The sequence below is a fragment of the Pseudomonas sp. BNK-15 genome (genome assembly GCF_047456105.1).
Lineage (GTDB): Bacteria > Pseudomonadota > Gammaproteobacteria > Pseudomonadales > Pseudomonadaceae > Aquipseudomonas > Aquipseudomonas putida_E.
The window spans coordinates 3593253-3617489 of sequence record NZ_CP179898.1 but is presented as its reverse complement, the minus strand read 5'-3'; the positions used below and the strand labels follow the sequence as shown (position 1 = coordinate 3617489).

Below are 24237 nucleotides of genomic sequence, written 5' to 3'. Positions count from 1 at the left end.
ATCAAGCGGACAGTTTACGCCGCGCCAGCGCACCACCCAAGAGGCCCGTCAGGCATCCGATGAGCAGCCCGCCGACGTGCGCGGCGTTAGCGATCTGGCCAAAACCGAGTTGGCCGACCACACCGGTCAGGCAGATGACCAGCCAGATGAGCATCATCACCAGCACGCCCTTGGGCAGGCTGAAGTGTGGGTTGGGCGCCAGCCACTGGTACAGCCAGACATGGCCGAGCAAGCCGTACAGCACCCCGGACAGGCCGCCGAACAGGCTCGGGCCACTGGTGTAGTGCTGGGCCAGGTTGGACACCAGGCTGAACAGCAAGGTCAGGCCAGCCAGCAACCAAGGGCCCTGGCGCAGTTCGATGCGCTTGCCCAGTTCCCAGTACCACATGCCGTTCATGGCCAGGTGCAGTACGCCGAAGTGCAGCAGCATCGGCGACACCACGCGCCACCATTGGCCTTCGGCAAGGCCCTGGGCCAGCGGCGTGAAGTGCAGGTATTCACCCTGGACGCGGTAGTCGAGGAAGGTGAACCAGCTGATGGTGGTGAGGTTGTCGCCCAGGCGGGTAAGGCCGGCGACGATCAGGCACAGGAACAGGACGGCAGCGGTGACCTTGCAGGCTTTCGCCTGCTCGGCCAGTGTCGGCCCTTTCGCCGGCAAGTCGCCTTGCGCAGGGGCCTGCGCAAGCTCGACATCAGCGTTGCCGTCTGGGTAGCGCTGGTACAGCTCAAGGACATCCGCAGCCATGGTTTCCGGTGCCCAGAGGACCTGGGCTTCGCCTTCTTCGCTGACCCGGTGCGGCACCTGCAGGCGTTGCAGCAGGTGCACGAAGCCGCTGAGGTCGACCGACAGCGGCAGGCGCATCACTTCGACGATATTCATTGATTGGCCTGCGGTCGATCGACGTCGACCCAGACGAACTTGTGCGGGTCGATCCGGGTTTCATCATCCAGCCGATAGGCCGCCAGCTTGCCGTACAGCACCGCACTGTAGTCCAGGCAGGCCAGGTTGGGGCGGATCGGCGCCGGGCGGCCGCTGCGCCAGTAATGGCCGACGAACAGCAGCGGCTCCTCTTCGGCATAGCGTAGCAAGGCATTTTTCTCGGTGTGGCTGAGCGGCGTGCGGGCCACCTCATCGGGCAGCGCGTCAGGCTGGAAGACGATGTCGCCATAGGTCTTCGGGTCTTCTTCCCAGAACTTGGTACGGAAGAAGGCGCGGGTCAGGCCATCGCCGCCGGTCAACGTCAGGCCGTCCGGCAGGCGCATGTCGGTGCCGCGCAACAGGCGGTTGCAGACCGTGGAGGCGAAGCTGCCGGGCACGGCCGAGGCCTGGATGAAGTGTTCGTCGATGCGCCCGTCGGGGTATTGCTGGCGCAGCGGGTCGATCAGCCGCGGGTCCCAGCAGGCATGCACCAGGCGGAACCGCCCGGCGTCGACGAACAGCGGCATGTCGTAGAACCACTGCAGAAAATCGTGCCAGTCACCGGGGTGGTGGGCGAACTGGGTCAGGGTCTCGTCGATCAGGCGGGCATGGCGCGGCGTGTGCTCGCGCACGTAGGCCTTGCCGCTGCCGGGCAGCGCCGGGGTTACCCAGCCCAGGGCGTTGTATTCGTGGTTGCCCATGATACAGAAGGCCTGGCCGGCCTCGACCATGTCGTGGACGATGTGCAGCGCCTCGCGGATACGCGGGCCGCGGTCGACGATGTCGCCGAGGAACAGCGCCTGACGCCGCGGGTGGCACCAGACGCCACCGACACGCTTGTAGCCGAGGGTGTCGAGCAGGCGTTCGAGGGTCAGCGCACAGCCATGCACGTCACCGATGATGTCGAAACTTCGCGCCGGATCGAACATCAGTCGTCCCTGCCCCCCAGGCGGCTGCCCCAACCGAGCTTGGTGCGGCAAACCTCGTAGTAATTGTGGCCCAGCGGGTGGATCAGGCGCAGTTTCTGCGGCTTCTTGCTCACGGTGATGGTATCGCCGGGGGCGCAGGTGAAGTGGTTCTGACCGTCACAGGATACCTGCGGGTAGATCTGCAGGTCCTTGGACACCACGATCTTCAGCTCACTGTTGCCGTCGACCACGATCGGGCGGCCCGACAGCGTGTGCGGGTACATGGGCACAATGACAATGGCGTCGAGCTTGGGGTGCATGATCGGGCCGCCGGCCGACAGCGCGTAGGCGGTCGAGCCGGTGGGGGTGGCGACGATCAGGCCGTCGGCCTTCTGGCTGCAGACGAACTGGCCGTCGATGTAGATCTCGAACTCGATCATCCGCGTCGACTTGCCCGGGTGCAGGACCACATCGTTGAGCGCATCGCCCTGGCCGATGGCCTCGTGGTGGCGGCGCACCTCGGCCTGCAGCAGGAAGCGGTTTTCCACCAGGTAGTGGCCGTCAAGCACTGCGGCGACCTTTTCTTCCAGCTCGTCCGGACGGATATCGGTGAGGAAGCCCAGGTTGCCGCGGTTGATCCCCAGGACAGGGATGTTGTGCCGTGCCAGAGCACGCGCGGCGCCGAGCAGGCTGCCGTCACCGCCGACGACGATGACCAGGTCGCATACTTCGCCCAGCAACTTGCGCGTGGAGGTCTGCAGGCCGTGGCCAGGCAGCACTTCGGCAATGGTGTCCTCGAGGATCACGTGCAGGTGGCGCTCGAGGAGGAATTTTTTCAGTCGGCGAATGGTGTCGAGCACCTGCGAGCTGCCAAGGCGGCCGATGATACCGATATTGCGAAATTGCTCCATGGGGCTCCTGCAAGGCTCTGCGGCGGGTGACTATGCCGCGATTATGGGCGAAACGACCGGGCAGCGGCAAACCGGCTATGCTCGCAGCATGATGCCTTTCGCCGAACTCCACGACCTGCCTCGCCAATTGCGCCGAGCCGCCGTGCGCGACTTGGCCTGGACGCTGCTGTCGCCACCGCTGCTGAGCACACCGCCCTGCCCCCAGCGCCATCCGCTGGCCGGCAGCACCTGGGCGGTAGACCCCCAGCGCCTGAAAGACTGGTTACAGGCGCTGGATGCCGACGATCAGCCCCTGCGTGAGTGGCTGGCAAACAGCACCAGCCGGCGCCTGGGCCTGTACTACGAAGGCCTGTGGCAGTTCGCCCTGGGCCAGGCGCCCGGTGTCGAGCTGCTGGCGGCCAACCTGGCGATCCGTACCGGTGGGCGCACGCTGGGCGAGTTGGATATTGTGCTGCGCGATGCCGACGGCACCCACCATCTGGAGCTGGCCATAAAGCTCTACCTGGGGCCAACGGACGGCCAAGGCCATGACCCCGCGCAGTGGCTCGGGCCGGGTTGCCATGACCGGCTGGGCACCAAACTGGCGCACCTGGCCGGGCACCAATTGCCCATGTCGGCAGACGCACAAAGCCGTGAGGCGCTGGCCGGGCTTGGTATTGGCCAGGTACAGGCACACCTGTGGCTGGCGGGGTATCTGTTCTATCCGTGGTTTGGGCACGCCGAATCGCCTGCAGGGGCCAACCCGCTGCACCTGCGCGGGCGGTGGTTGCGGCGGCGGGATTGGGCACTGGCCAAGGTGGGACGCTGGCAGCCCCTGCCCCGCCATGCCTGGCTGGCACCGGCAAGGTTCGAGGCCGATCAAGGGTGGACCGCGCGGCAGTTCGCTCAATGGCTTGAGGGGCTTGACCCGCAAGCACCGGCGCAGATGCTGGTCCGGCTTGAACCAGGCCCGGAAGGCGAATGGCATGAGGTGGACCGCGTGTTTCTGGTGGCTGACAGCTGGCCGCACTTGCACCTTAGCGGGTAAACCACCCCGGCATTGAGAGCAGCAGGCCGCAAACACAATTTCACCGACCCAGCGCAAAGATTTAATTGCAGCAACGATTACAGTTACCTCTGAGCGCCGCCAAGAGCGCCACTTTCGACCTGATGACGAGGACCACCCATGGTTTCATCCAGCCCCGCGCCCCACTACGCACGCCTGTCCATCGCCCTGCATTGGCTGATGCTGGTGCTGCTGGCCGCTGTCTACGCCTGCATCGAGTTGCGTGGCCTGTTCCCCAAGGACAGCGCCGAGCGCAACCTGATGAAGGACCTGCACTTCATGCTCGGCCTGACGGTGTTCGTGCTGGTTTGGCTGCGCCTGGCCGTGCGCCTGCTCCGCCCTGCGCCGCCCATTGTGCCCAAGCCTCCCGCCTGGCAGACCGGGCTTGCCCACGTGATGCACCTGGCGCTGTACCTGTTGATGATCGGCTTGCCGCTGGCCGGCTGGCTGATCCTCAGTGCCGCCGACAAACCGGTGCCCTTCTATGGCCTGGAGTTGCCGCACCTTATCGCTGCGGATCCGGACCTGGCCAAGTTCATCAAAGGCTGGCATGAACGCGTGGGCAGTTGGGGGTACTGGCTGATCGGCCTGCACGCGCTGGCCGGGCTTTATCACCACTATGTAGTGCGCGACAACACGCTGCTGCGCATGCTGCCTTACAAGTAGCCGCGTCGGCCCTGCAGGCCACCGGTGTGCAAAAAGATCAGGCGAGTGCTGGGCTTGAACAGCCCGGCCTCGACCTGCCCACGCAGGGCCATCAGTGCCTTGCCGGTGTAAAGCGCCTCTAAAGGGACACCCGTGCTGGCCTCAGCCTGTTCGATGAAAGCCTGCAGCTCATCATCGAGCCTGGCAAAACCCTCTCGGCAGGCCTCGTGCAACTGGTACCCGGCCGTACCGGCCAGCGCCGTTATGGTCTCGGGTACACCATGGTCCAGGGGCACTGCCAGGGCGCCATGCACCCTGTGCGCGCCGGCCTCGGCCAGTACCAGGCCAGCCAGCGTGGTCCCGGTGCCAGCGGCCAGCCACCAGGCGTCATAGTCCGGCCAACCCAATGTGCCCAACTGGGCCTTGGCCTGCTCGACGATCAAGGCACACCCCTGGGCACCAGCCTGCCCGCCACCGCCTTCGGGGATGCAGTGCCAGCCGGGATACAGCGCTTGCCAAGGTGCCCAGAAGCCGGGGTCATGACGGGCACGGTAGCCTGCGTAACCAAGCCAGTGCAATTGCATCCCCAACGCCTGCAGATCACGCACCGTGGGGGTGTCCTGGGCATGGCCGCGCAACAGACCAGCGGTGGCGAAGCCGAAGCGCTTGCCGGCGGCGGCCAGGGCATGGAGGTGGTTGGAGTGATTGCCGCCGAGGCTGATCAGCCCGGCGGCGCCCGAGGCGTGGGCGTGCAGCAGGTGGTGGCGCAGCTTGAACCATTTGTTGCCGCTGATCAGAGGGTCGATCAGGTCCAGGCGCAGGATGGCGGCTTCAACGTTGGCACTTTTCAGCCAGGCAAGTTCGAGGGGCTGTAATGGCGCCTGGGGAAGGTCATGGAAGCGGGTAGACATGTGTGAGCGCCAGATGCGAGGCCGTCAGTCTACCAGTGAAAACCTGGGGCCGCTTTGCGGCCCCGGCCATCTCAAAGCTCTGCAGCCAGACGCGAGCCCTGGTTGATCGCCCGTTTGGCATCCAGCTCGGCCGCCACATCCGCGCCGCCGATCAGGTGTACCGACTGCCCCGCAGCCAGCAGCCCTTCGTGCAGCTCCCGCAGCGGCTCCTGCCCGGCGCAGATCACCACGTTGTCCACCGCCAGTACCTGCGGCTCACCTTCAGCTACGCGGATGTGCAGGCCCGCATCGTCGATCCTCAGGTACTCGACGCTGTTGAGCATCTGTACCTGCTTGTTTTTCAGGCCCGTGCGGTGGATCCAGCCGGTGGTCTTGCCCAGGCCATCGCCCACCTTGGCCTTCTTGCGCTGCAGCAGGTACACCTGCCGTGCCGGTGCATGCGGCTCGGGCTTGATGCCCGCCACGCCGCCTCGCGCCTGCAGCTCGCGGTCGATGCCCCACTCCTTCCAGAACGCCTCCCGGTCCTGGCTGCTGGCCACGCCCTGATGCACCAGGTATTCGCTGACGTCAAAACCGATGCCGCCAGCACCGATCACCGCAACCGACTCACCCACTGGCTTGCGCTGGAGCAGTACGTCCAGGTAGCTGAGCACTTTGGCATGCTCGACGCCTGGAATGGCCGGCGTACGCGGCGCGATGCCGGTGGCCAGGATGATCTCGTCGAAAGCGCCTTCCAGCAGGGCCGGCACATCGACCCGGGTGTTCAACCGCAGGTCGACACCCGTGCTTTTCAGCTTGTTGCCGAAATAGCGCAGGGTCTCGAAGAACTCCTCCTTGCCCGGCACCCGCTTGGCCACGTTGAACTGCCCGCCAATTTCGCTGGCTGCATCGAACAGCGTCACCTCGTGGCCGCGCTCTGCGGCCACGGTGGCAGCCGCCAGGCCGGCCGGGCCGGCACCCACCACGGCAATGCGCTTGACCGTGTGCACCGGCAGGTAATTGAGTTCGGTTTCGTGGCAGGCCCGCGGGTTGACCAGGCAACTGGTCAGCTTGCCGCCGAACGTATGATCCAGGCACGCCTGGTTACAGCCGATGCAGGTATTGATTTCATCGCCGCGCCCCTGCGCCGCCTTGTTGACGAACTCCGGGTCGGCCAGGAACGGCCTGGCCATAGAGACCATGTCGGCATCGCCCTCGGCCAGTACGGCTTCAGCCACTTCGGGGGTATTGATGCGGTTGGTGGTGATCAACGGAATGGTCACCGCCCCGCGCAGCTTGGCGGTAACTTTGCTGAACGCGGCACGCGGCACCTTGGTGGCGATGGTCGGGATGCGCGCCTCGTGCCAGCCGATCCCCGTGTTGATGAGGGTCGCGCCAGCCCGTTCGACGGCTTTGGCCAGCAACTCGATCTCGTCCCAGGTGCTGCCGCCCTCGACCAGGTCGAGCATCGACAGGCGGAAGATGATGATGAAATTCGGCCCCACGGCCTCGCGCACCCGGCTGACGATCTCGACCGCCAGGCGCATGCGGTTTTCATAGCTGCCGCCCCAGCGGTCAGTACGGTGGTTGGTGTGGGCGGCAAGGAACTGGTTGATGAAGTAGCCTTCCGACCCCATGATTTCGACGCCGTCGTAACCGGCGCGCTGTGCCAGCACGGCACAATTGACGAAATCGGCGATCTGCTTCTCGATCCCGGCCTCGTCCAGCTCTTTAGGCTTGAACGGGTTGATCGGCGCCTGGATCGCACTGGGCGCCACCTGCCGGGGGCTGTAGGCATAGCGCCCGGCATGCAGGATCTGCAGGCAAATCTTGCCGCCAGCGGCATGCACGGCCTCGGTGACGATGCGGTGCTTGTCAGCCTCCTCCTCGGTGCTCAACTTGGCTGCACCGGAATACACGCCCCCTTCATCGTTGGGCGCGATACCACCAGTGACCATCAGCCCAACGCCGCCACGGGCACGCTCTGCAAAATACGCAGCCATGCGTTCGAAGCCACCGGGACGCTCCTCAAGGCCGGTGTGCATCGAGCCCATCAGGGTGCGGTTGGCCAAGGTGGTGAAGCCCAGGTCGAGCGGGGCCAGCAAGTGCGGATAGCGGTCGGCAGCCATGGAACGGTTCCCCATGTGGCGTGATCACGGAATGCGGGCGCCTCGGCGGGCCCCGTCGTTTATCTGCCAACGACATTAAACAGCCGTTTGAATGCGCTCAATGATCGAAACTGACAACTTACTGATCATCCTGCACAGGCGAACTGCAGTACCGGCGGTGAGATACACCGGCACTTTTACGCCTTTTTTACTCGACATTATGCAATGGCAGTCGATACTGCCGGTCATTGCCCCTGTGAGCCTGCTCGATGCCTCTGCCTGCTTTGCGCTTCATCGCCTTCATCATCGGCGTATTCCTGATTACCCTGGCGGTCAGCATGGTCATCCCCATGGCCACGCTGCTGCTGTATGGCCTTAGCGACGACCTCGGTGCCTTCCTCTGGTCCAGCCTCATAGCCCTGTGCGCAGGCCTTGTGCTGGTGGCTCGTGGCATACCCGATGCGCCGCAGCTAAGGGCCCGAGACATGTACTTCCTGACCACAGCCAGCTGGGTCATCGTCTGCGCGTTCGCAGCCCTGCCCATGGTGTTCATCCGGCATATCAGCTACACAGATGCATTCTTTGAGACCATGTCGGGCATCACCACCACGGGCTCGACGGTACTTACCGGCCTGGACAGCGCATCGCCCGGCCTGCTGATCTGGCGATCGCTGCTGCACTGGCTTGGAGGCATAGGCTTCATCGGCATGGCCGTCGCGATCTTGCCGTTGCTGCGCGTGGGCGGCATGCGCCTGTTCCAGACCGAGTCCTCGGACTGGTCGGACAAAGTGACGCCCCGTTCACACGTCGCGGCAAAAATGATCCTGGTGATCTACCTGGGGCTGACAGCACTCGGTACATTGGCCCTGTGGGCCGCCGGCATGACCCCTTTCGACGCCATCAATCATTCGATGTCGCTGATCTCCACGGGTGGCTTTTCGACGTCCGATGCATCGCTTGGCCACTGGACTCAGCCCGCTGTGCATTGGGTGGCGGTAGTGATCATGATCCTCGGAAGCCTGCCCTTCGCCCTGTATGTAGCGACCTTGCGTGGCCACCGGCGCATCCTGTTCAAGGACCACCAGGTGCGTGGCTTTCTCGGCTTTCTGGTCTTCGTCTGGGTCACAGTAGGCAGCTGGTTGTGCTGGCATAGTGACCTGGCTTGGTGGGATGCCTTTCGTATCGTGGCGGTCAATGTCACCTCAGTGGTCACCACCACGGGCATTGCGGTAGGGGATTACACACTGTGGGGCAGCTTCGCTGTTCTGTTGTTCTTCTACCTGACCTTTGTCGGTGGATGCTCAGGGTCCACGGCCGGCGGCCTTAAAATTTTCCGTTTTCAAGTCGCCGCGTCGCTGCTGGTCAGCAGCTTGAAACAATTGATTCATCCGCGGGCGATGATCTCGAAAAAGTATAATGGCCATCCCATAGATGAAGAAATCGTGCGCTCATTGCTGACGTTCTCCTTCTTCTTCTCCGTCACCATTGCAGTGATCGCATTGGCGCTGACCCTGATAGGGCTCGACTGGACCACTGCCCTCAGTGGCGCGGCGACAGCTGTATGCAACGTTGGGCCAGGGCTGGGCAGCGTGATCGGTCCTGCCGGCAACTTCAGCTCACTACCGGACGCTGCGAAGTGGCTACTGACCATCGGCATGCTGCTAGGCCGGCTCGAGATTCTCACCGTGCTGGTGCTGGTCGCGCCTGCCTTCTGGAGGTTCTGATTGCAGGGCAGCAAGTGGGGGCAGCAATAAATCCGGGCAGGATCCGTTTATTCGTTCTAGGTTTACTGACGCAGGGAACTAGAACAATAAGCGGAGAATATCCCCATGAACCGAGCCCTTCGCCTGGCATTGGCCAGCACCGTACTGGCAGCTTGCGCAACAGCCCAGGCCGCGCCAACCTTCATCAACATCCTCACAGGTGGCACCAGCGGCGTCTACTATCCCATCGGCGTTGGGATATCACAGATCTACAGCCATGGCATCGAGGGCAGCAAGACTTCAGTGCAAGCCACCAAGGCATCGGTGGAAAACCTCAATCTGCTGCAAGCCGGCCGTGGCGAACTGGCGTTCGCGCTGGGAGATTCGGTGGCGGATGCCTGGAACGGAGATGCCGAAGCCGGCTTCAAGGCGCCCCTGAAGAAACTGCGCGCCATCGCCGGCACCTACCCCAACTACATCCAGATCGTCGCCAGCAAGGAGTCAGGCATCACCTCGCTGGAAGACCTCAAAGGCAAACGTATCTCGGTCGGTGCGCCGAAGTCCGGCACCGAGCTCAACGCCCGCGCCATCTTCAAGGCCGCAGGGCTCAGCTATGAGGACCTGGGCAAGGTCGAATACCTGCCGTATGCCGAATCTGTAGAGCTGATCAAGAACCGTCAGCTGGACGCCACACTGCAATCTTCCGGGCTCGGTCAGGCGGCAATCCGTGACCTGGCCGCTACCCTGCCGGTAGTGTTCGTACCCGTGCCAGCCGCCATCGTGAGCAAAATCGGCAACAGCGCCTATCAACCCGCGACCATTCCCGCCAAGACATACGATGGCCAGGATGCTGACGTGCCAACCGCAGCCATCACCAACATCCTGGTCACACGCGCCGATATCAGCGATGACATGGCCTACGACATGACCCGGCTGATCTTCGAAAACCTGCCGCGCCTGGTCACTGCCCACTCGGCAGCAAACGATATCCAGGCGCAGAATGCCGCCAGAAACCTGCCCATTCCACTGCATCCAGGCGCAGAACGGTACTTCAAGGAGAAAAACCTGCTCCCCTGACTATTGACTCGACCCATGGGGGAGCGGCACATGAGTGATACCGGGCAAGGTCTGCAAGCCAGTACCGACCGTTGGCCTGCCACGCTTTTTGCCGTGGCCTTGGCATTTTCGACCTTTCAGATCGCAACGGCGGCCTTTCCGCTAATTTCCAGTCAAGTATTGCGGGCAGTACACGTAGGTTTCCTGCTGCTGGTCGTGTACCTGAGCTACGCATCCGCTGGTCATCGCAGGCCGTGGCAACCGCTTGGCTGGCTGCTGGGCCTGGCGGGCATGGCCACCGCTGCCTACCAGTGGCACTTCGAAGGGGAGCTGATTCAACGCTCCGGGGAACTGACCACAAGTGACCTGGTGTTCGGCCTGCTGCTGATCGGCCTGGTGTTCGAGGCAGCGCGCCGGGTGATGGGCATCGCACTGCCCATCATTTGCGCTCTTTTTCTGGCCTACGGGCTGCTCGGCCAGCACCTGCCCGGTGACCTTGCGCATCGCGGCTACGGCCTCGATCAGATCGTCAACCAACTGGCCTTCGGAACCGAGGGGCTGTATGGCACGCCCACCTATGTTTCGGCGACCTATATCTACCTGTTCATCCTGTTCGGTGCGTTCCTTGAACAGGCCGGCATGATCCGGCTGTTCACTGACTTTGCCATGGGCCTGTTCGGCCATCGCAGCGGGGGGCCGGCCAAAGTCTCGGTATTCTCCTCGGCGCTGATGGGGACCATCACCGGCTCAGGGGTGGCGAACGTGGTCACCACCGGGCAGTTCACCATCCCGCTGATGAAGCGCTTCGGCTACAAGCCGGCATTTGCCGGTGGCGTGGAGGCGACCGCAAGCATGGGCAGCCAGTTGATGCCACCGGTCATGGGCGCGGTGGCGTTCATCATGGCCGAGACCATCAACGTACCCTATGCCGAAGTGGCGAAGGCCGCGCTCATTCCGGCCTTGCTGTATTTCGGCTCGGTCTACTGGATGGTGCATCTGGAAGCCCGGCGCAGCCAGCTGCATGGGCTACCCCGCGAGCAATGCCCGAGTGCCTGGGATGCAGTGCGCCAACGCTGGTTCCTGCTGATCCCTCTGATAGTGCTGGTCGGCCTGTTGTTCTCCGGCCGCACACCGCTGTATTCGGGAATGGTCGGCCTGGCACTGACTGCCATCGTCATTCTTGGTTCGGCAATCATCCTGCGGGCGCAACAGACATGGCTGCGGGCGGCCTTTTGGGTTGCGCTGGGGATCATCTGTTCAGGATTCTTCCGTATGGGCATCGGTGTCATCCTGCTGGTGATTGCCTCGCTCGCCATCGCCTGCGCGTTCATACAGGGTGGCCGTGCCACACTTCGTGCCTGCGTCATGGCCCTGGCCGAAGGTGCGCGCCATGCGGTACCGGTCGGTATTGCATGCGCCTTGGTCGGGGTGATCATCGGTGTCACCTCGCTAACCGGCCTGGCCACGACCTTCGCCGGCTACATTCTCGACCTGGGCCGCGAAAACCTGTTCCTGTCCCTGCTTCTGACCATGTTGACCTGCCTGGTACTGGGCATGGGTATCCCGACCATTCCCAATTACATCATCACCAGTTCCATCGCTGCTCCGGCCCTGCTGGAGCTTGGCGTGCCGCTGATCGTTTCGCACATGTTCGTGTTTTATTTCGGCATCCTTGCCGACCTGACGCCGCCGGTGGCATTAGCCTGCTTTGCCGCCGCCCCCATCGCCAAGGAGAAAGGACTGTTGATCAGCTTCTGGGCCGTACGCATTGCATTGGCCGGTTTCGTCGTACCGTTCATGGCGGTGTATGACCCGGCGTTGATGATGCAAGGCGACAGCCTCGGCGCAACGCTGTACATGCTGATCAAGGCCATGTTTGCAGTGGCACTCTGGGGATGCGCATCCACCGGCCACTGGCGCATGCCCATGCCATGGTGGGAACGGCTGTTGGCATTCATGGCTGGCGTAGCACTGATTCTTGCCTTGCCCATCAGCGACGAGGTCGGCTTCGCCCTGGGCATTGCCGTCATGGGCTGGCATTACTGGCGGAGCCGGCCATTGCCGCGGCAACCTGCATGACCAGCCTGTGCATCGGGCTTGCCGGTGTGGTCTGGGCAAGCCTGCCGTTGCAGGAGGTTACCCTGGCCTGGCAGCACAGTGTGGAGAAGGTCCGCTGGGAGGAGGATTATCAGGTGACACCCGCAGGCCTCGTGCTGCAGGAGGCTCGGGTGCGAGGCAGCGGTGCCGGCATGGAGATCCCGGACGACGCGCGCCTGCGTGATGGGGCATGGCACTACCATCGTCATCTGCCCCCCCTGCAACCTCTGCATGCCGGACGCACGCCGGAGGCCGGCGACTATCAATTGTGCGTCAAGGGCGGTTGCCAGCCCCTTTCCCACTGGCTGGGACCACCGACCCACACCATTGCTGCCGTGGATTTCTGGGCATGCGAACCGGGTGATGCCGCAGATCAGCGCAAAGCACTGCCCTGAACGCGCTGACAGGGCAGTGCAAGTGCTGATCAGCTGACGACGTGCAGGTAGTGCAGGTGGCGCTCGTACTGATCGAGAATGTCGCCGATCACATCGTCCCGGCTCCATCCCATGATGTCGTAATCCTGGCCCCCTTCGCGCAGATGGACTTCAGCACGGAAGTATTTGCGGGTATCGGAACCCTCGTCGGTATCCTGCATGACGAAACTGGGCGTGTTGAATGCGCGCGGGCGTACCTCATACAGGAAGCGCCCTTCTCCAGCATGGGAGAGCTCAAGCATCACGCGCCCATCTTCGCGCTCGTTCACCGCAACTTCATAGCCCTGCTTGCGCAATTCCAGGGCGACTTCTTCACAGGCAGGCTTCACCACTTCGGCTATGAAGCGGGACACATGGGCCCGCCGCGGCATCATGGCGATATTGCGCAGTCGCCGCTGCCACCCGCCGTGGGGCTGGCGCGTATGCCGGGGGCCGGGCAATGCCTGGTTGCGCAGCCCGCGGCGGGTGGCATCGAGGCTGAGTGCCCTGAACAGTCCCCAGATCGCGATCAGCAAAATGGCGGCGAAGGGCAAGGCACTGGCAATGGTCGCGGTCTGCAGCGCCTTGAGGCCGTTGGCCAGCAGCAGCGCAATGGCGACCGCGCCTATGCTGACCGACCAGAAGATGCGTTGCCACAAAGGCGAATGGCCTTGCCCCGACGAGGCCAGCATATCGACCACAAGCGCGCCGGAGTCCGCCGAGGTGACGAAGAACACCACCACCATGAGCACCGCTATCAACGAAATGACACTGGAGAACGGGAAGTGCTCGAGAAAGGCGAACAGGGCCAGGGAACTGTCCTGATCGACCACAGCGGCCAGGTCCTTGACACCCTCGTTGAGGATCATGTGTATCGCTGAGTCACCGAACACCGTCATCCAGAGCAAGGTGAAGCCTGCGGGTACGAACAGTACACCGCAGACGAACTCACGAATGGTCCGCCCTCGGGAAATGCGTGCGATGAACAGGCCTACAAAGGGCGACCAGGACAGCCACCAGCCCCAGTACAGCAGGGTCCAGCCACCGATCCAGTCAGTGGGTTCATAGGCGTAGAGGTTGAAGGTCTTGTTGACGATGTCGGAAAGGTAGGCACCGGTATTCTGCACGTAGGCCTGCAGCAGAAACACGGTGGGCCCCAGCAACAGCACGAACAGCATCAGGATTACAGCCAGGCTCAGGTTGAGCTCGGAAAGGATGCGAATACCCTTGTCCAGCCCGCTGGCCACCGACAACGTCGCCAACGCGCAGGTGGCGGTGATGAGAATGACCTGGACCGTGGCGTTTACCGGCAGACCGAACACATGGTGGAAACCGCTGTTGATCTGCAGTACCCCATAACCCAGCGAGGTCGCCACACCGAACACCGTGCCGAGGATGGCGAAGACATCCACGGCGTGCCCGATAGGCCCGTATATCCGTTCACCGATCAGCGGATAGAGCGCCGAGCGCAAAGTCAGTGGCAAGCCATTGCGGAAACTGAAATAGGCCAGAATGAGCGCGACGATGGCATAGATCGCCCAGGCATGCAGGCCCCAATGGAAGAATGTGATCTTCATGGCTTCGCGAGCCGCGGCGACTGTGCCAGGGTCGCCCACAGGCGGTGTGGTGAAATGCATCACCGGCTCGGCCACGCCAAAGAACATCAGGCCGATGCCCATGCCTGCCGAAAACAGCATGGCGAACCAGCTGCTCTTTCGGTAATCAGGCTCGCTGTGATCAGGCCCCAGCTTGATGTCGCCGTAGCGGCTGACGGCCAGAAACACCACGCTGATCAACACCAGCGCTACGGTGAGAATGTAGAACCAGCTGGCGTTGGTGATGATCCATTGCTGGACTTGTTCGAACAGGGCCTGGGCATGCTCCTGGAATGCCGTGGCGTACAAGACCAGCAGAAAAATGAGTATCGCGCTGGTGTAAAAGACGGGTGGATTGAGCGTGCTCCTGGGTTTGTCGGCTGCTGTCATTACGGCAGTTCTCCTTGTAAAACGATGAGCACAGGGTGCCCCGGCACCACGACATCTGCCCAGATTAGCAGCCAGGAAGATCTCCGTTTGCCGAGCCTGTGCACTAGAACAGCCATGAACCGTAACGCCCGAGGAAAAAAATCTCAAATCGATGCGCATGCCGAGCCAGCCTGGCGGGACGGTACTGGGCGAAGGCGCCAGGCACCCGCCCGCCCTGCCTGAATACCACCTCTGTCGGGTTTGCCACCCCGGTAATAAACGTCATACTCGTGGCTTTACCCTCCGACACTGCTTAGACGATGCCCGACCGTACCCGCCTGCCTTCCTTCCCTCTCGGCCGTTCACGCTGGCAAGAATGGCGCCAGCGCCTGGCGTTCTGGATCGGGGCGCTGCTGGTGGGGCTTGTCGCACTGGCGTTCGCCTGGCTGGCCGAAGCAGCATTCGCTTCGTTCGAAAGTCTGCTGGAATGGATGCCCTGGTCACCTCTGCTCATCACGCCCCTCGGGTTCGCCCTTCTGGCCTATTTGACACAGCGCTGGTTTGAAAACGCCAAAGGCAGCGGCATCCCTCAAGTCATCGCTGCCCTGGAAATGCCATCCCGGCGCCTACGCGCCCGACTGCTTTCGCTTCCCGTTGCCGCCGCGCGCATGAGCCTGACGTTGGGCGCCCTGCTGGTAGGGGGTTCGGTCGGGCGAGAGGGGCCGACGGTTCACATCGGCGCTGCCGTGCTCTACACCTTCGGCCGGCGATTGGGCCTGCACGGGCGCCGCGCGATTGCCGGCCTGATCCTCGCAGGCGGCGCAGCCGGCATAGCCGCAGCGTTCAACACCCCGCTGGCCGGTGTCGTCTTTGCCATTGAAGAGCTGAGCCGCACGTTTGAGCAACGCTTCAGCGGCCTGGTGCTGACGGCGGTGCTGATTGGCGGCGTGGTCACGCTGGGGCTGATGGGGCACAACGCCTACTTTGGCGAAATAAGCGGGCGGATGCCCGTAGGCTGGGGCTGGAGTGTGGTGCCTGCATGCGCGCTGTTGGGGGGAGTGCTGGGTGGGTGTTACGCCAGGCTGGTGCTGCCTACCGATAAGGGCGTACTTGGCCGCCTGTGTACACTACGCGGGCGCTATCCGGTGCGGTTCGCGGCGATCTGCGGGCTGGTGCTGGCAGTGCTGGGGCTAGTTTCTGGCAACCATGTGTTCGGCACCGGCTACGAAGAGACCCGTGCCTTGCTCGAAGGCCGACCGATCACCGATGCCAGCTTCCTTCTCTGGAAGTTTCTGGCCAATGTCGTCTCTTACCTCTCCGGCATACCAGGCGGCCTGTTTTCGCCTTCGCTGAGCATCGGCGCGGCATTCCAGCCGCTGTTGAGCCTGATCCCCAATGTTGACCCACAGGCGTGTGCATTGCTGGGAATGGGCGCCTACCTGGCAGGCGTAACGCGTTCACCGTTGACTGCATCGGTCATCGTTCTGGAACTCACGCATAGTCCGGACCTGGCCATCCCGATGCTGGCAGTGACATTGATGGCTGCCGGCATCTCCGGTTGCATTTCGCCGGTTTCCCTCTACCACGCCCTGGCAAAGCAGATCATCGACAAAGTTGCACCTGCCAGATCCAGTTGAAATCAACGGCTGCGCGAGGCACGCTCAAGACGACTGTGACACAATGCTCAGCGACTTCTTGGTTCACCGCCTCGTCATTGCGAGTATCAACGAAATCAAAGGCATGCGAAAACTATTGGCAAGCGCCTTGGCGCTGGTAATGATCGCCGCCCTGTGCGGCTATGGCTTCTGGACCCAACAGCGCCCGGAAGGCCACTACCTCTCCGACCTGCGCATCGAACTGGCGTTGAACCACGGCGTGCCCGGCGAGCAGGGCAACCTGCTGGGCGTCGAGCCCCTGCTTTACCCAAGCGACTATCAAAACCTGCAACGCCTGCACCGCAAGCTCTCGGCCTACCTGCAACAAGCCCGTGCCCAGGGCCTGATCAGCCCGCGCACGGTGGTGGTGCTGCCGGAGCACATTGGCACCTGGCTGTGGGCCCGCGGCGAAAAGAACGAGCTGTACCAGGTCACCCGCAGCCGCGAGGCAGAGCAATGGCTGGAGTTGAGCAACCCGCTGCGCTATGGCCTGGCGATAGTGCGGGCCAGCGGCGATGACCGCCGGGCCGACGCGCACTTGCGCATGAAGGCTCAGCAGATGGCCCGCGACTACCAGCAGCTGTTCGGCAGCCTGGCCAAGGAGTTTGGCGTGACCTTGGTGGCCGGCTCGATCGTGCTGCCTGACCCCTATGTGGAAAAAGGCGTGCTGCATACCGGCGGCGGCCCGTTGTTCAACAGCAGCCTGGTGTTCGCCAGCGATGGTTCACCGCTGGGCCAGCCACAACGCCAGCAATTCCCGGACAGCCAGGTACGGCGTTACATCCATGATGGCCGCAAGCAACCCCTACAAGTGGTGCAAACCCCGGCCGGGCGTCTTGGCGTGCTGATCGGCAGCGATAGCTGGTACCCGGAAAACCACCAGCAGTTGGAGAACCAACAGGTACAACTGATCGCCAACCCGGTTTTCCTGAGCGGCAAAGACAGCTGGCAAGCGCCATGGCGTGGCAACCGGCACCAGGATGCGGCGGCCGAGCTTGCCCTGCAGCGCGGTGAAGTGAGCGAGAAGACCGCCTGGCAACGCCTGACCGAGGCTGCCGGCCAAGGGGTCAGCAGCATGAGTGTATTCATGCGGGGGCAGTTCTGGGACCAGGGCAGCGACGGTCAAGGCTTCGCCCATCAGAGCGGCGAATTGCTTACAGGCCCTCCCAGCCAGGGCGCACGCCTGCTGAACGTGTGGCTGTAGGGGTATGTCCCGTCCCCGCGTTCGCCTGGGCGACCTCTCGGTAGGTTTCGTCCAGCCACTTGCTGAGGCCATCCAGGGCCTCGGTCACGATCCTCAGCCGCTGCTGCGCCGTTACGGGCTGGATGAGACACGCCTGGCCGAAGCCGGCGCACGGCTGTCGATCCCCCGTTACATGCACCTGGGGCATGCTGCGATCGCGCTGTGCGGGGAGCCTGCCTTGGGCCTGCACATGGGACGCCTGAGCCGCCTGGCCCAGGCCGGCCTGGCGGGCGTCACAGCCGCGCAGGCGCCTACGTTGGGCGAAGCCGCCCGTACACTGCTGCGTTTCGAGCCGCTGTATGCCGCCAACTACCGCGGGCATTCGAGTTTTCAGGAAGACGCCCAAGGGGCATGGCTGCGCTTTTATTCAATCAGCCCCTACAACGCCTATAACCGTTTCGTGGTTGACTCGCTGCTGACCGGCTGGCTGGCCCAGCTTGCAGCCCTGACCGACACGCCCATACAGGCCGAGCGCCTGGAGATCGAATTCGAAGCACCCGGCTACGCCGCCCAGTACCAGCCATTGTGCAGCACCGCCGTGCAGTTTGGCGCCAGTGGCAACCGGCTGCGCCTGGGCCGGGCCACGCTGGAGCTGGCCAACCCCCAGCATTGTCCGAGCACCTGGCAGCACCTGCTGCAACTGTGTGAAACGCACATGCTGCAGCGCACCCGGGTGCGCAGCCTGGGGGAGCGCATCACCCATTTGCTCGGCCCCCTGCTCAACGGTGGCCGTGAGCCCGGCCTGGAAGAAGTGGCACTGCGCCTGCAACTGCCCGCCTGGACCTTGCGGCGCAAACTGGCAGAGGAAGGCACGCGCTTTCGCGACTTGCTCAACGACACCCGGCGCGACCTTGCCGAGGCCTATATCCGCGATACGGAATTGACCTTCGGCGAGATTGCCTACCTGTTGGGTTTTGCATCGGCCGAGGCCTTCCAGCGCGCATTCAAGCGCTGGACGGGCCTCACACCGGGGGGGTTCCGCCGCAGTCAGCGGCAGGTCGGTCAAAGCTCCGTGGCGTCGTCGGCCGGTTCCGGGGTGTCCAGCTCGTAGGCTTGGTACTCGAGCAGCTCTTCCTGATATTCATCCATTACCCTGCGCCCTCTTCACTCTTTTATCTTCGTTGGTCATGCCTTCCAACCTAGGCAGGCTGGATGAAGAAATGATGACAAGCCTATGAGTGGTAAACGTAGCAGGTGTTCAGAAAGTTATCGTCTGGTGATCTGTAACAGCGAATGATTGGCCGTGTCGACGCCTGTTCAGGGAAGATCATTCAGAGTGAGGGTGCTTCAGCCTCGGCAGGCTGTGCATCCTGCTGCACCTGAATCGGCGCAGGCGCCGCCGGCGGTGCGACAGGTTGCGAACCCTGGCTGTCATCAACCACCGGCGCTGCTGGGGCCTCGCTTGCCGGGGCCACCGCCTCAGCTGCAGGTGCTGGTTCTGCTGGCGCCGGTGTTGCTGGCGCAGGAGCAGGTGCCGCCTCTGCCAAAGGAGCGCTCACAGGTGCTGGCGAAGCTTGCTCAGGCAACCCCAATGCAGGCGCTGTGTTCTCGGCCTTGGGCACAGGCGCTTCAACCTTGGCCTTGCTGACCTTCTTCGGCTTGGGCTTGGGCAAGTAGCTTTCGACCAGAGCAAAGTAACGCTCGTAGAACTGCGGCGCGGTCACAGTCTCGCTGGCGACCTTGACCATCGAATCGTCACTGGAGCCGATCGGCATCGAAACAGAACCCAGCACACCCACGCCGAGGCTGGCGGACGTATTGGACTTCTTGAGGGCGTAGCGGTCCTGCAACGCGTTGGCGAACATGGTCGAACGCTGTTCGTCACTGCTGTCGGGCGCGCAGGTCACGCTGAAGCTGATCTGCAGGTGGTTCTCGCTGTTCTGCTGGAAGCTTTTGTTACCGGCAATCTGGTTGGCGCCGCTGCTGGTGATGATGTAACCCTGGCTCAGCAGCGCACGCCGGGCAGCCTCGCACGAGCCGGCTTCACTGACCGGGAAACTGCGCGAGAAGGTGCCCGAGTCATCGAAGTTCTCATGCTCATAGATAGCGGTTTTTTTCGAGGAGCAACCGGTCACGCCCGCCAGCACCAGGGCCAGCCCGAGCGCACCAAAGACGGATGATCTGGTCATTGCGAATTCCGGGTAAGTCGAGAGGTGCCTATTGTGCATCACAGCACCCTTGCACTGAAACCGTTCGACGGTGAAGAGTCTGTCAGCATCGTGTAAATGTTGACTTTGCAGGCGCGTAAACGAAAAAAGCGACCCTAAGGTCGCTTTCTCGTTTTGCTTCGAAGCGTTCAAGGGCTTCGAGGCGAAGATGGCGCAGCGGACGGGACTCGAACCCGCGACCCCCGGCGTGACAGGCCGGTATTCTAACCGACTGAACTACCGCTGCGTATCGCTCGGGCTTTCGCCCGGTTGAAACTGTGATCTACCCTTGCGGCGAACAAAGCCTCAGGGCGGACACAAAAAAAGCGACACGAAGATCGCTCTTTTTGCTGCTTCGAAGCGTTCAAGGGGCTTCGAAACGAAGATGGCGCAGCGGACGGGACTCGAACCCGCGACCCCCGGCGTGACAGGCCGGTATTCTAACCGACTGAACTACCGCTGCGTATCGTTCAGGCTTGCGCCTGATTGAAACTGGGATCAGCCTGAGGCAATGTTGCCTTTTGGCTTCAGACCGGTGCAAAGCACCCATCTGTTACTGAAGAATGGCGCAGCGGACGGGACTCGAACCCGCGACCCCCGGCGTGACAGGCCGGTATTCTAACCGACTGAACTACCGCTGCGCATAGTGGCTTATCAGGCCTTGTTCCTCTCTGGCCATCTGCCTCTTTCGAAGCATCGTGCACCAGGAACGCTCAGGAAGTGGTGGGTGATGACGGGATCGAACCGCCGACCCTCTGCTTGTAAGGCAGATGCTCTCCCGGCTGAGCTAATCACCCTCGCGATGTTGCTTGTTGCGTTTGCTTCGCTGAGGCCGCGAAATTTACGCAGGTGCCGATGCTAAGTCAATAGCCCCGTTGAATTTTTTTTGAAAAGGGTGGGAGAGCAGTTGCAAGCTTCAAGCTGCAAGCCGCAAGAAAAAGCCAGGTGGCGCTGGCCCGATTTCCAAGCCCGGCAAATGACGAAGGGACCTCACGGCCCCCTCTTGCAGCTTGCAGCTCAGCTATAGATCATCTTGCGCGTCATGCCGCCATCGACCACGAACTCCTGGCCAGTGACGAAAGCTGCCTGGCGCGACAACAGCCAAGCAACCATGGCCGCCACGTCTTCCACCGTCCCTACCCTGCCCGTCGGATGCTGGGCATGGTCGGCATCGCTCAACGGCTCGGCACGGCGTTGCGCAGGGTCGCGCGTATCGATCCAGCCCGGGCTCACAGCATTGACGCGGATCTCCGGGCCCAGGCTCATGGCCAGGGCATGGGTCAACGCCACCAGGCCGCCCTTGCTTGCTGCATAGGCCTCGGTATCCGGCTCGGACTGCCGGGCACGGGTCGAGGCCAGATTGACGATCGCACCATTGTGCGCTCGCAAGTAAGGCGCACAGTGCTTGGCCAACAGCATCGGGCCGCTGAGGTTGACCGCCAGCACACGGTTCCATTGCGCCAGGCTCAGGCTCTCCAGGGTCTGGTTATGCGGGTTGGCGATGGCCGCGTTGCACACCAGCGCGTCCAGCCGCCCGAACTGCCCCAACACCTCGGAAACCCCGGCACTGACCTGGGCTTCGTCGGCTACGTCCATGGTGATGAACCAGGCGTTTTCACCCAGGGCCTTGGCGACCTTGGCGCCGCGAGGGCGGTCCAGGTCGCTCAGCACCACCTGCCAACCCTCGCAGATCAACCAGGCAGCAATGCCCAGGCCGATGCCGCGTGCGGCACCGGTTACCAGGGCTACCCGGCCGTTATGGCCCGGCCCGCCGCCCTTCCAGTCGATCACAGCGCTGCCAGCCCACGCGCAAGGTCGGCTTGCAGGTCAGCCACGTCTTCCAGGCCGACGGCAACGCGGATCAGGCTGTCGCGAATACCCGCAGCCTCACGCTCCTGCGGCGTCAGGCGGCCGTGGGAGGTGGTGGCCGGGTGCGCGATAGTGGTCTTGCTGTCACCCAGGTTGGTGGTGATCGAGATCACCCGCGTGGCATCGATGAAGCGCCAGGCGCCTTCCTTGCCACCCTTGACCTCGAAACTCACCACCGCACCAAAGCCGCTCATCTGGCGCTTGGCCAGTTCGTGCTGCGGATGGCTTGGCAAGCCGGCGTAATGCACCTTCTCGATACCCTCCTGCTGCTCCAGCCACTCGGCCAGTTGCTGAGCGCTCTGGCAGTGCGCACGCATGCGCAGCTTGAGGGTTTCCAGGCCTTTGGTGAAGATCCAGGCGTTGAACGGGCTGAGGGTCGGGCCGGCGGTGCGCAAAAAGCCCACCACTTCTTTCATCTGCTCGCTGCGCCCGGCCACAACACCGCCCATGCAACGGCCCTGGCCGTCGATGAACTTGGTAGCGGAATGGAACACGATGTCAGCGCCAAGCTTGAGCGGCTGCTGCAGCGCCGGGGTGCTGAAGCAGTTGTCCACCACCAGCATGGCACCACGGGCATGGGCAATCTCGGCCAGCGCGGCAATGTCCACCAGTTCGGCCAACGGGTTGGAAGGCGACTCGAGGATCAGCAGCTTGGTATTGGCCTTGATGGCCTTGTCCCAACCCGCCAGATCGACCAGCGGCACGTAGTCCACTTGTACGCCGAAACGCTTGAAGTACTTCTCGAACAGGCTGATCGTCGAGCCGAACACGCTCTGCGACACCAGCACATGGTCGCCGGCGCTGCACAACGACATCACCACGGCGAGGATCGCCGCCATGCCGGTAGAGGTGGCCACGGCCTGCTCGGCACCTTCCATTGCCGCCAGGCGCTCCTCGAAGGCACGCACGGTCGGGTTGGTGTAGCGCGAGTAGACGTTGCCCGGGGTTTCACCGGCAAAGCGCGCGGCCGCATCAGCGGCCGTGCGGAAGACATAGCTGGAGGTCAGGAACAGCGCTTCGCTGTGCTCCGCCTCCGGTGTACGGTTCTGACCGGCACGCACCGCCAGGGTGTCGAAGCCGACACCCTCGAGGTCACTGTCCAGTCGCCCGGCATCCCATTGAACCGTCATGCCGTCGCTCTCCAAATCAGTTGTTGTAGAGGTCGATGATCGCGCTGACCGCCTGGTTCTTCACCTTGGCCAGGTCATTGCGAGCCTGCTCGATGCGGTCGAGGTAGGCCTCGTCGATGTCGCCAGTGACGTATTCACCGTTGAACACCGCGCAATCGAAGTGCTCGATCTTGATCTTGCCGCCACCGACCGATTCGATCAGGTCCGGCAGGTCCTGATAGACCAGCCAGTCGGCGCCGATCAACTCGGCCACCTGATCGGTGGTGCGGTTGTGGGCGATCAGTTCGTGAGCGCTCGGCATGTCGATGCCGTAGACGTTGGGGTAACGCACTGCAGGGGCCGCGGAACAGAAGTAGACGTTTTTCGCGCCGGCTTCGCGGGCCATCTGGATGATCTGCTTGCAGGTGGTGCCGCGTACGATCGAGTCGTCGACCAGCATCACGTTCTTGCCGCGGAATTCCAGCTCGATGGCGTTGAGCTTCTGGCGCACCGATTTCTTGCGTGCAGCCTGGCCGGGCATGATGAAGGTACGGCCAATGTAGCGGTTTTTCACGAAGCCTTCGCGGAACTTGACGCCCAGGTGGTTGGCCAGCTCCAGGGCGGCGGTGCGGCTGGTGTCAGGGATCGGGATGACCACATCGATGTCGTGGTCCGGGCGCTCGCGCTGGATCTTCTCGGCCAGCTTCTCGCCCATGCGCAAGCGCGCCTTGTATACCGAAACGCCATCCATGATCGAGTCCGGACGGGCCAGGTAGACGTGCTCGAAGATGCACGGTTGCAGTTTCGGGCTTTGAGCGCACTGCTTGGTGTACAGCTGGCCTTCTTCGGTGATGTACACCGCTTCGCCGGGCGCCAGGTCGCGGATCAGGGTGAAGCCGAGCACGTCCAGGGCAACGCTTTCCGAGGCGATCATGTATTCAACGCCTTCGTCGGTATGACGCTGGCCGAACACCACCGGGCGAATGCCGTTGGGGTCACGGAAGCCGACAATGCCGTAGCCGGTAACCATCGCCACCACCGCGTAACCGCCAACGCAGCGGCTGTGCACGTGGGATACGGCGGCGAACACGTCTTCTTCGGTGGGCTGCAGCTTGCCACGCACCGCCAGCTCATGGGCGAACACGTTCAGCAGCACTTCCGAGTCGGAGTTGGTGTTGACGTGGCGCAGGTCGGACTCGTAGATCTCCTTGGCCAACTGCTCGACGTTGGTCAGGTTGCCGTTGTGCGCCAGGGTGATGCCGTACGGCGAGTTGACATAGAACGGCTGGGCTTCGGCCGAGGTCGAGCTGCCCGCAGTCGGGTAACGGACGTGGCCGATACCCATATGGCCTACCAGGCGCTGCATGTGGCGCTGCTGGAAGACATCGCGCACCAGGCCATTATCCTTGCGCAGGAACAACCGGCCGTCGTGGCTGGTCACGATACCTGCAGCGTCCTGGCCGCGGTGCTGGAGGACCGTAAGCGCGTCATACAGCGCCTGATTGACGTTCGACTTACCGACGATACCGACGATGCCACACATGCGACGCAACCC

19 protein-coding genes and 4 tRNA genes are annotated in these 24237 nt (G+C 62.9%); 9 read left to right on the top strand and 14 right to left on the bottom strand.

Annotation, left to right across the window (positions count from 1 at the left end; genetic code table 11):
• Position 1: 1 nt before the first annotated feature.
• Genes ACMGF5_RS16565 through ACMGF5_RS16555 form a run of 3 tightly spaced genes read right to left on the bottom strand, consistent with a single transcriptional unit; the run spans position 2 to position 2738 of the window.
• Complete coding sequence (locus ACMGF5_RS16565) at positions 2-880, bottom strand: rhomboid family intramembrane serine protease (RefSeq protein ID WP_346640354.1); 879 nt, start codon at positions 878-880, stop codon at positions 2-4.
• Positions 877-1848, bottom strand: coding sequence for a metallophosphoesterase (locus tag ACMGF5_RS16560; RefSeq protein ID WP_046786515.1), 972 nt, complete (start codon positions 1846-1848; stop codon positions 877-879). The genes ACMGF5_RS16565 and ACMGF5_RS16560 overlap by 4 nt, the downstream gene beginning before the upstream one ends.
• Entirely contained in the window at positions 1848-2738 is an 891-nt protein-coding gene (locus ACMGF5_RS16555; protein ID WP_012313480.1) for an NAD(+) kinase, read from the bottom strand. The genes ACMGF5_RS16560 and ACMGF5_RS16555 overlap by 1 nt, the downstream gene beginning before the upstream one ends.
• Between ACMGF5_RS16555 and ACMGF5_RS16550 the strand changes: the two genes are divergently transcribed.
• Both ACMGF5_RS16550 and ACMGF5_RS16545 read left to right on the top strand, forming a co-directional pair.
• A complete protein-coding gene (locus tag ACMGF5_RS16550; protein WP_237859589.1) occupies positions 2737-3765 on the top strand; it encodes a DUF1853 family protein in 1029 nt (342 codons plus the stop codon). The two genes, ACMGF5_RS16555 and ACMGF5_RS16550, sit on opposite strands and share 2 nt — an antisense overlap.
• A 138-nt stretch (positions 3766-3903) precedes the next feature.
• Complete coding sequence (locus ACMGF5_RS16545; protein ID WP_119688545.1) at positions 3904-4449, top strand: cytochrome b; 546 nt, start codon at positions 3904-3906, stop codon at positions 4447-4449.
• Here ACMGF5_RS16545 and ACMGF5_RS16540 read toward each other — a convergent pair.
• Together ACMGF5_RS16540 and ACMGF5_RS16535 are read right to left on the bottom strand one after the other, a co-directional pair.
• Positions 4440-5339 (bottom strand): 1-aminocyclopropane-1-carboxylate deaminase/D-cysteine desulfhydrase, encoded by a 900-nt coding sequence (locus ACMGF5_RS16540; RefSeq protein WP_414156978.1) that lies wholly within the window; start codon positions 5337-5339, stop codon positions 4440-4442. The genes ACMGF5_RS16545 and ACMGF5_RS16540 overlap by 10 nt on opposite strands.
• A gap of 71 nt (positions 5340-5410) precedes the next feature.
• A complete protein-coding gene (locus ACMGF5_RS16535; RefSeq protein WP_115275647.1) occupies positions 5411-7447 on the bottom strand; it encodes an NADPH-dependent 2,4-dienoyl-CoA reductase in 2037 nt (678 codons plus the stop codon).
• Positions 7448-7695: 248 nt separating this feature from the next.
• On the opposite strand from ACMGF5_RS16535, the gene ACMGF5_RS16530 reads away from it, so the two are divergent.
• From ACMGF5_RS16530 to ACMGF5_RS16515, 4 genes are all read left to right on the top strand, one after another.
• Positions 7696-9150 (top strand): TrkH family potassium uptake protein, encoded by a 1455-nt coding sequence (locus ACMGF5_RS16530; protein ID WP_115275646.1) that lies wholly within the window; start codon positions 7696-7698, stop codon positions 9148-9150.
• Between the two features lie 105 nt (positions 9151-9255).
• Complete coding sequence (locus ACMGF5_RS16525) at positions 9256-10206, top strand: TAXI family TRAP transporter solute-binding subunit (protein ID WP_046786521.1); 951 nt, start codon at positions 9256-9258, stop codon at positions 10204-10206.
• Between the two features lie 30 nt (positions 10207-10236).
• On the top strand, positions 10237-12264 hold the full coding sequence (locus ACMGF5_RS16520) for a TRAP transporter permease (protein ID WP_414156977.1): 2028 nt from the start codon (positions 10237-10239) through the stop codon (positions 12262-12264).
• Positions 12261-12677 carry a DUF1850 domain-containing protein gene (locus ACMGF5_RS16515; protein ID WP_414156976.1) on the top strand — a complete coding sequence of 139 codons (417 nt, stop codon included), beginning with the start codon at positions 12261-12263 and terminating at the stop codon, positions 12675-12677. Before ACMGF5_RS16520 ends, ACMGF5_RS16515 begins: the two co-directional genes overlap by 4 nt.
• 29 nt (positions 12678-12706) lie before the next feature.
• Here the strand turns inward: ACMGF5_RS16515 and ACMGF5_RS16510 are convergent, their stop codons facing one another.
• The gene (locus tag ACMGF5_RS16510) at positions 12707-14680 is read right to left on the bottom strand and encodes a BCCT family transporter (protein WP_115275644.1); all 1974 of its coding nucleotides are present in this window, start codon (positions 14678-14680) and stop codon (positions 12707-12709) included.
• Positions 14681-14979: 299 nt separating this feature from the next.
• Here ACMGF5_RS16510 and ACMGF5_RS16505 point away from each other — a divergent pair, with 299 nt between their 5' ends.
• The 3 genes from ACMGF5_RS16505 (at position 14980) to ACMGF5_RS16495 (ending at position 18608) form a co-directional block, all read left to right on the top strand.
• Entirely contained in the window at positions 14980-16296 is a 1317-nt protein-coding gene (locus ACMGF5_RS16505) for a chloride channel protein (protein WP_414156975.1), read from the top strand.
• 103 nt (positions 16297-16399) lie between these two features.
• Positions 16400-17518, top strand: coding sequence for a nitrilase-related carbon-nitrogen hydrolase (locus ACMGF5_RS16500; protein ID WP_046786699.1), 1119 nt, complete (start codon positions 16400-16402; stop codon positions 17516-17518).
• Positions 17519-17522: 4 nt separating this feature from the next.
• Positions 17523-18608, top strand: a complete 1086-nt coding sequence (locus tag ACMGF5_RS16495; protein ID WP_046786525.1) for an AraC family transcriptional regulator — start codon at positions 17523-17525, stop codon at positions 18606-18608.
• Positions 18609-18828: 220 nt separating this feature from the next.
• Here the strand turns inward: ACMGF5_RS16495 and ACMGF5_RS16490 are convergent, their stop codons facing one another.
• The 8 genes from ACMGF5_RS16490 to purF all read right to left on the bottom strand — a co-directional run bounded on the left by ACMGF5_RS16490 (position 18829) and on the right by purF (position 24225).
• On the bottom strand, positions 18829-19686 hold the full coding sequence (locus ACMGF5_RS16490; protein WP_119688538.1) for a DUF2242 domain-containing protein: 858 nt from the start codon (positions 19684-19686) through the stop codon (positions 18829-18831).
• Between the two features lie 188 nt (positions 19687-19874).
• Positions 19875-19951 (bottom strand) — tRNA-Asp (locus ACMGF5_RS16485).
• 139 nt (positions 19952-20090) lie between these two features.
• Positions 20091-20167: transfer RNA gene (locus ACMGF5_RS16480), tRNA-Asp, on the bottom strand.
• 101 nt (positions 20168-20268) lie between these two features.
• Positions 20269-20345 (bottom strand) — tRNA-Asp (locus ACMGF5_RS16475).
• Positions 20346-20425: 80 nt separating this feature from the next.
• A tRNA-Val gene (locus ACMGF5_RS16470) sits at positions 20426-20501 on the bottom strand.
• A 220-nt stretch (positions 20502-20721) separates the two neighbouring features.
• Positions 20722-21495: an SDR family oxidoreductase gene (locus ACMGF5_RS16465; RefSeq protein WP_046786527.1), complete on the bottom strand. Its 774-nt coding sequence runs from the start codon at positions 21493-21495 to the stop codon at positions 20722-20724.
• Positions 21492-22703, bottom strand: a complete 1212-nt coding sequence (locus tag ACMGF5_RS16460) for an O-succinylhomoserine sulfhydrylase (protein WP_414156974.1) — start codon at positions 22701-22703, stop codon at positions 21492-21494. Before ACMGF5_RS16460 ends, ACMGF5_RS16465 begins: the two co-directional genes overlap by 4 nt.
• A gap of 16 nt (positions 22704-22719) precedes the next feature.
• Positions 22720-24225, bottom strand: coding sequence for an amidophosphoribosyltransferase (gene purF / locus ACMGF5_RS16455; RefSeq protein ID WP_046786528.1), 1506 nt, complete (start codon positions 24223-24225; stop codon positions 22720-22722).
• Between the last annotated feature and the right edge of the window lie 12 nt (positions 24226-24237).

What these genes read in the sequence shown, in the direction of transcription:
- ACMGF5_RS16565 (WP_346640354.1), bottom strand. Translation starts at nt 880, where the DNA reads ATGAATATCGTCGAAGTGATGCGCCTGCCGCTGTCGGTCGACCTCAGC.
- ACMGF5_RS16560 (WP_046786515.1), bottom strand. Translation starts at nt 1,848, where the DNA reads ATGTTCGATCCGGCGCGAAGTTTCGACATCATCGGTGACGTGCATGGC.
- ACMGF5_RS16550 (WP_237859589.1), top strand. Translation starts at nt 2,737, where the DNA reads ATGGGGCTCCTGCAAGGCTCTGCGGCGGGTGACTATGCCGCGATTATG.
- ACMGF5_RS16555 (WP_012313480.1), bottom strand. Translation starts at nt 2,738, where the DNA reads ATGGAGCAATTTCGCAATATCGGTATCATCGGCCGCCTTGGCAGCTCG.
- ACMGF5_RS16545 (WP_119688545.1), top strand. Translation starts at nt 3,904, where the DNA reads ATGGTTTCATCCAGCCCCGCGCCCCACTACGCACGCCTGTCCATCGCC.
- ACMGF5_RS16540 (WP_414156978.1), bottom strand. Translation starts at nt 5,339, where the DNA reads ATGTCTACCCGCTTCCATGACCTTCCCCAGGCGCCATTACAGCCCCTC.
- ACMGF5_RS16535 (WP_115275647.1), bottom strand. Translation starts at nt 7,447, where the DNA reads ATGGCTGCCGACCGCTATCCGCACTTGCTGGCCCCGCTCGACCTGGGC.
- ACMGF5_RS16530 (WP_115275646.1), top strand. Translation starts at nt 7,696, where the DNA reads ATGCCTCTGCCTGCTTTGCGCTTCATCGCCTTCATCATCGGCGTATTC.
- ACMGF5_RS16525 (WP_046786521.1), top strand. Translation starts at nt 9,256, where the DNA reads ATGAACCGAGCCCTTCGCCTGGCATTGGCCAGCACCGTACTGGCAGCT.
- ACMGF5_RS16520 (WP_414156977.1), top strand. Translation starts at nt 10,237, where the DNA reads ATGAGTGATACCGGGCAAGGTCTGCAAGCCAGTACCGACCGTTGGCCT.
- ACMGF5_RS16515 (WP_414156976.1), top strand. Translation starts at nt 12,261, where the DNA reads ATGACCAGCCTGTGCATCGGGCTTGCCGGTGTGGTCTGGGCAAGCCTG.
- ACMGF5_RS16510 (WP_115275644.1), bottom strand. Translation starts at nt 14,680, where the DNA reads ATGACAGCAGCCGACAAACCCAGGAGCACGCTCAATCCACCCGTCTTT.
- ACMGF5_RS16505 (WP_414156975.1), top strand. Translation starts at nt 14,980, where the DNA reads ATGCCCGACCGTACCCGCCTGCCTTCCTTCCCTCTCGGCCGTTCACGC.
- ACMGF5_RS16500 (WP_046786699.1), top strand. Translation starts at nt 16,400, where the DNA reads ATGCGAAAACTATTGGCAAGCGCCTTGGCGCTGGTAATGATCGCCGCC.
- ACMGF5_RS16495 (WP_046786525.1), top strand. Translation starts at nt 17,523, where the DNA reads ATGTCCCGTCCCCGCGTTCGCCTGGGCGACCTCTCGGTAGGTTTCGTC.
- ACMGF5_RS16490 (WP_119688538.1), bottom strand. Translation starts at nt 19,686, where the DNA reads ATGACCAGATCATCCGTCTTTGGTGCGCTCGGGCTGGCCCTGGTGCTG.
- ACMGF5_RS16460 (WP_414156974.1), bottom strand. Translation starts at nt 22,703, where the DNA reads ATGACGGTTCAATGGGATGCCGGGCGACTGGACAGTGACCTCGAGGGT.
- purF (WP_046786528.1), bottom strand. Translation starts at nt 24,225, where the DNA reads ATGTGTGGCATCGTCGGTATCGTCGGTAAGTCGAACGTCAATCAGGCG.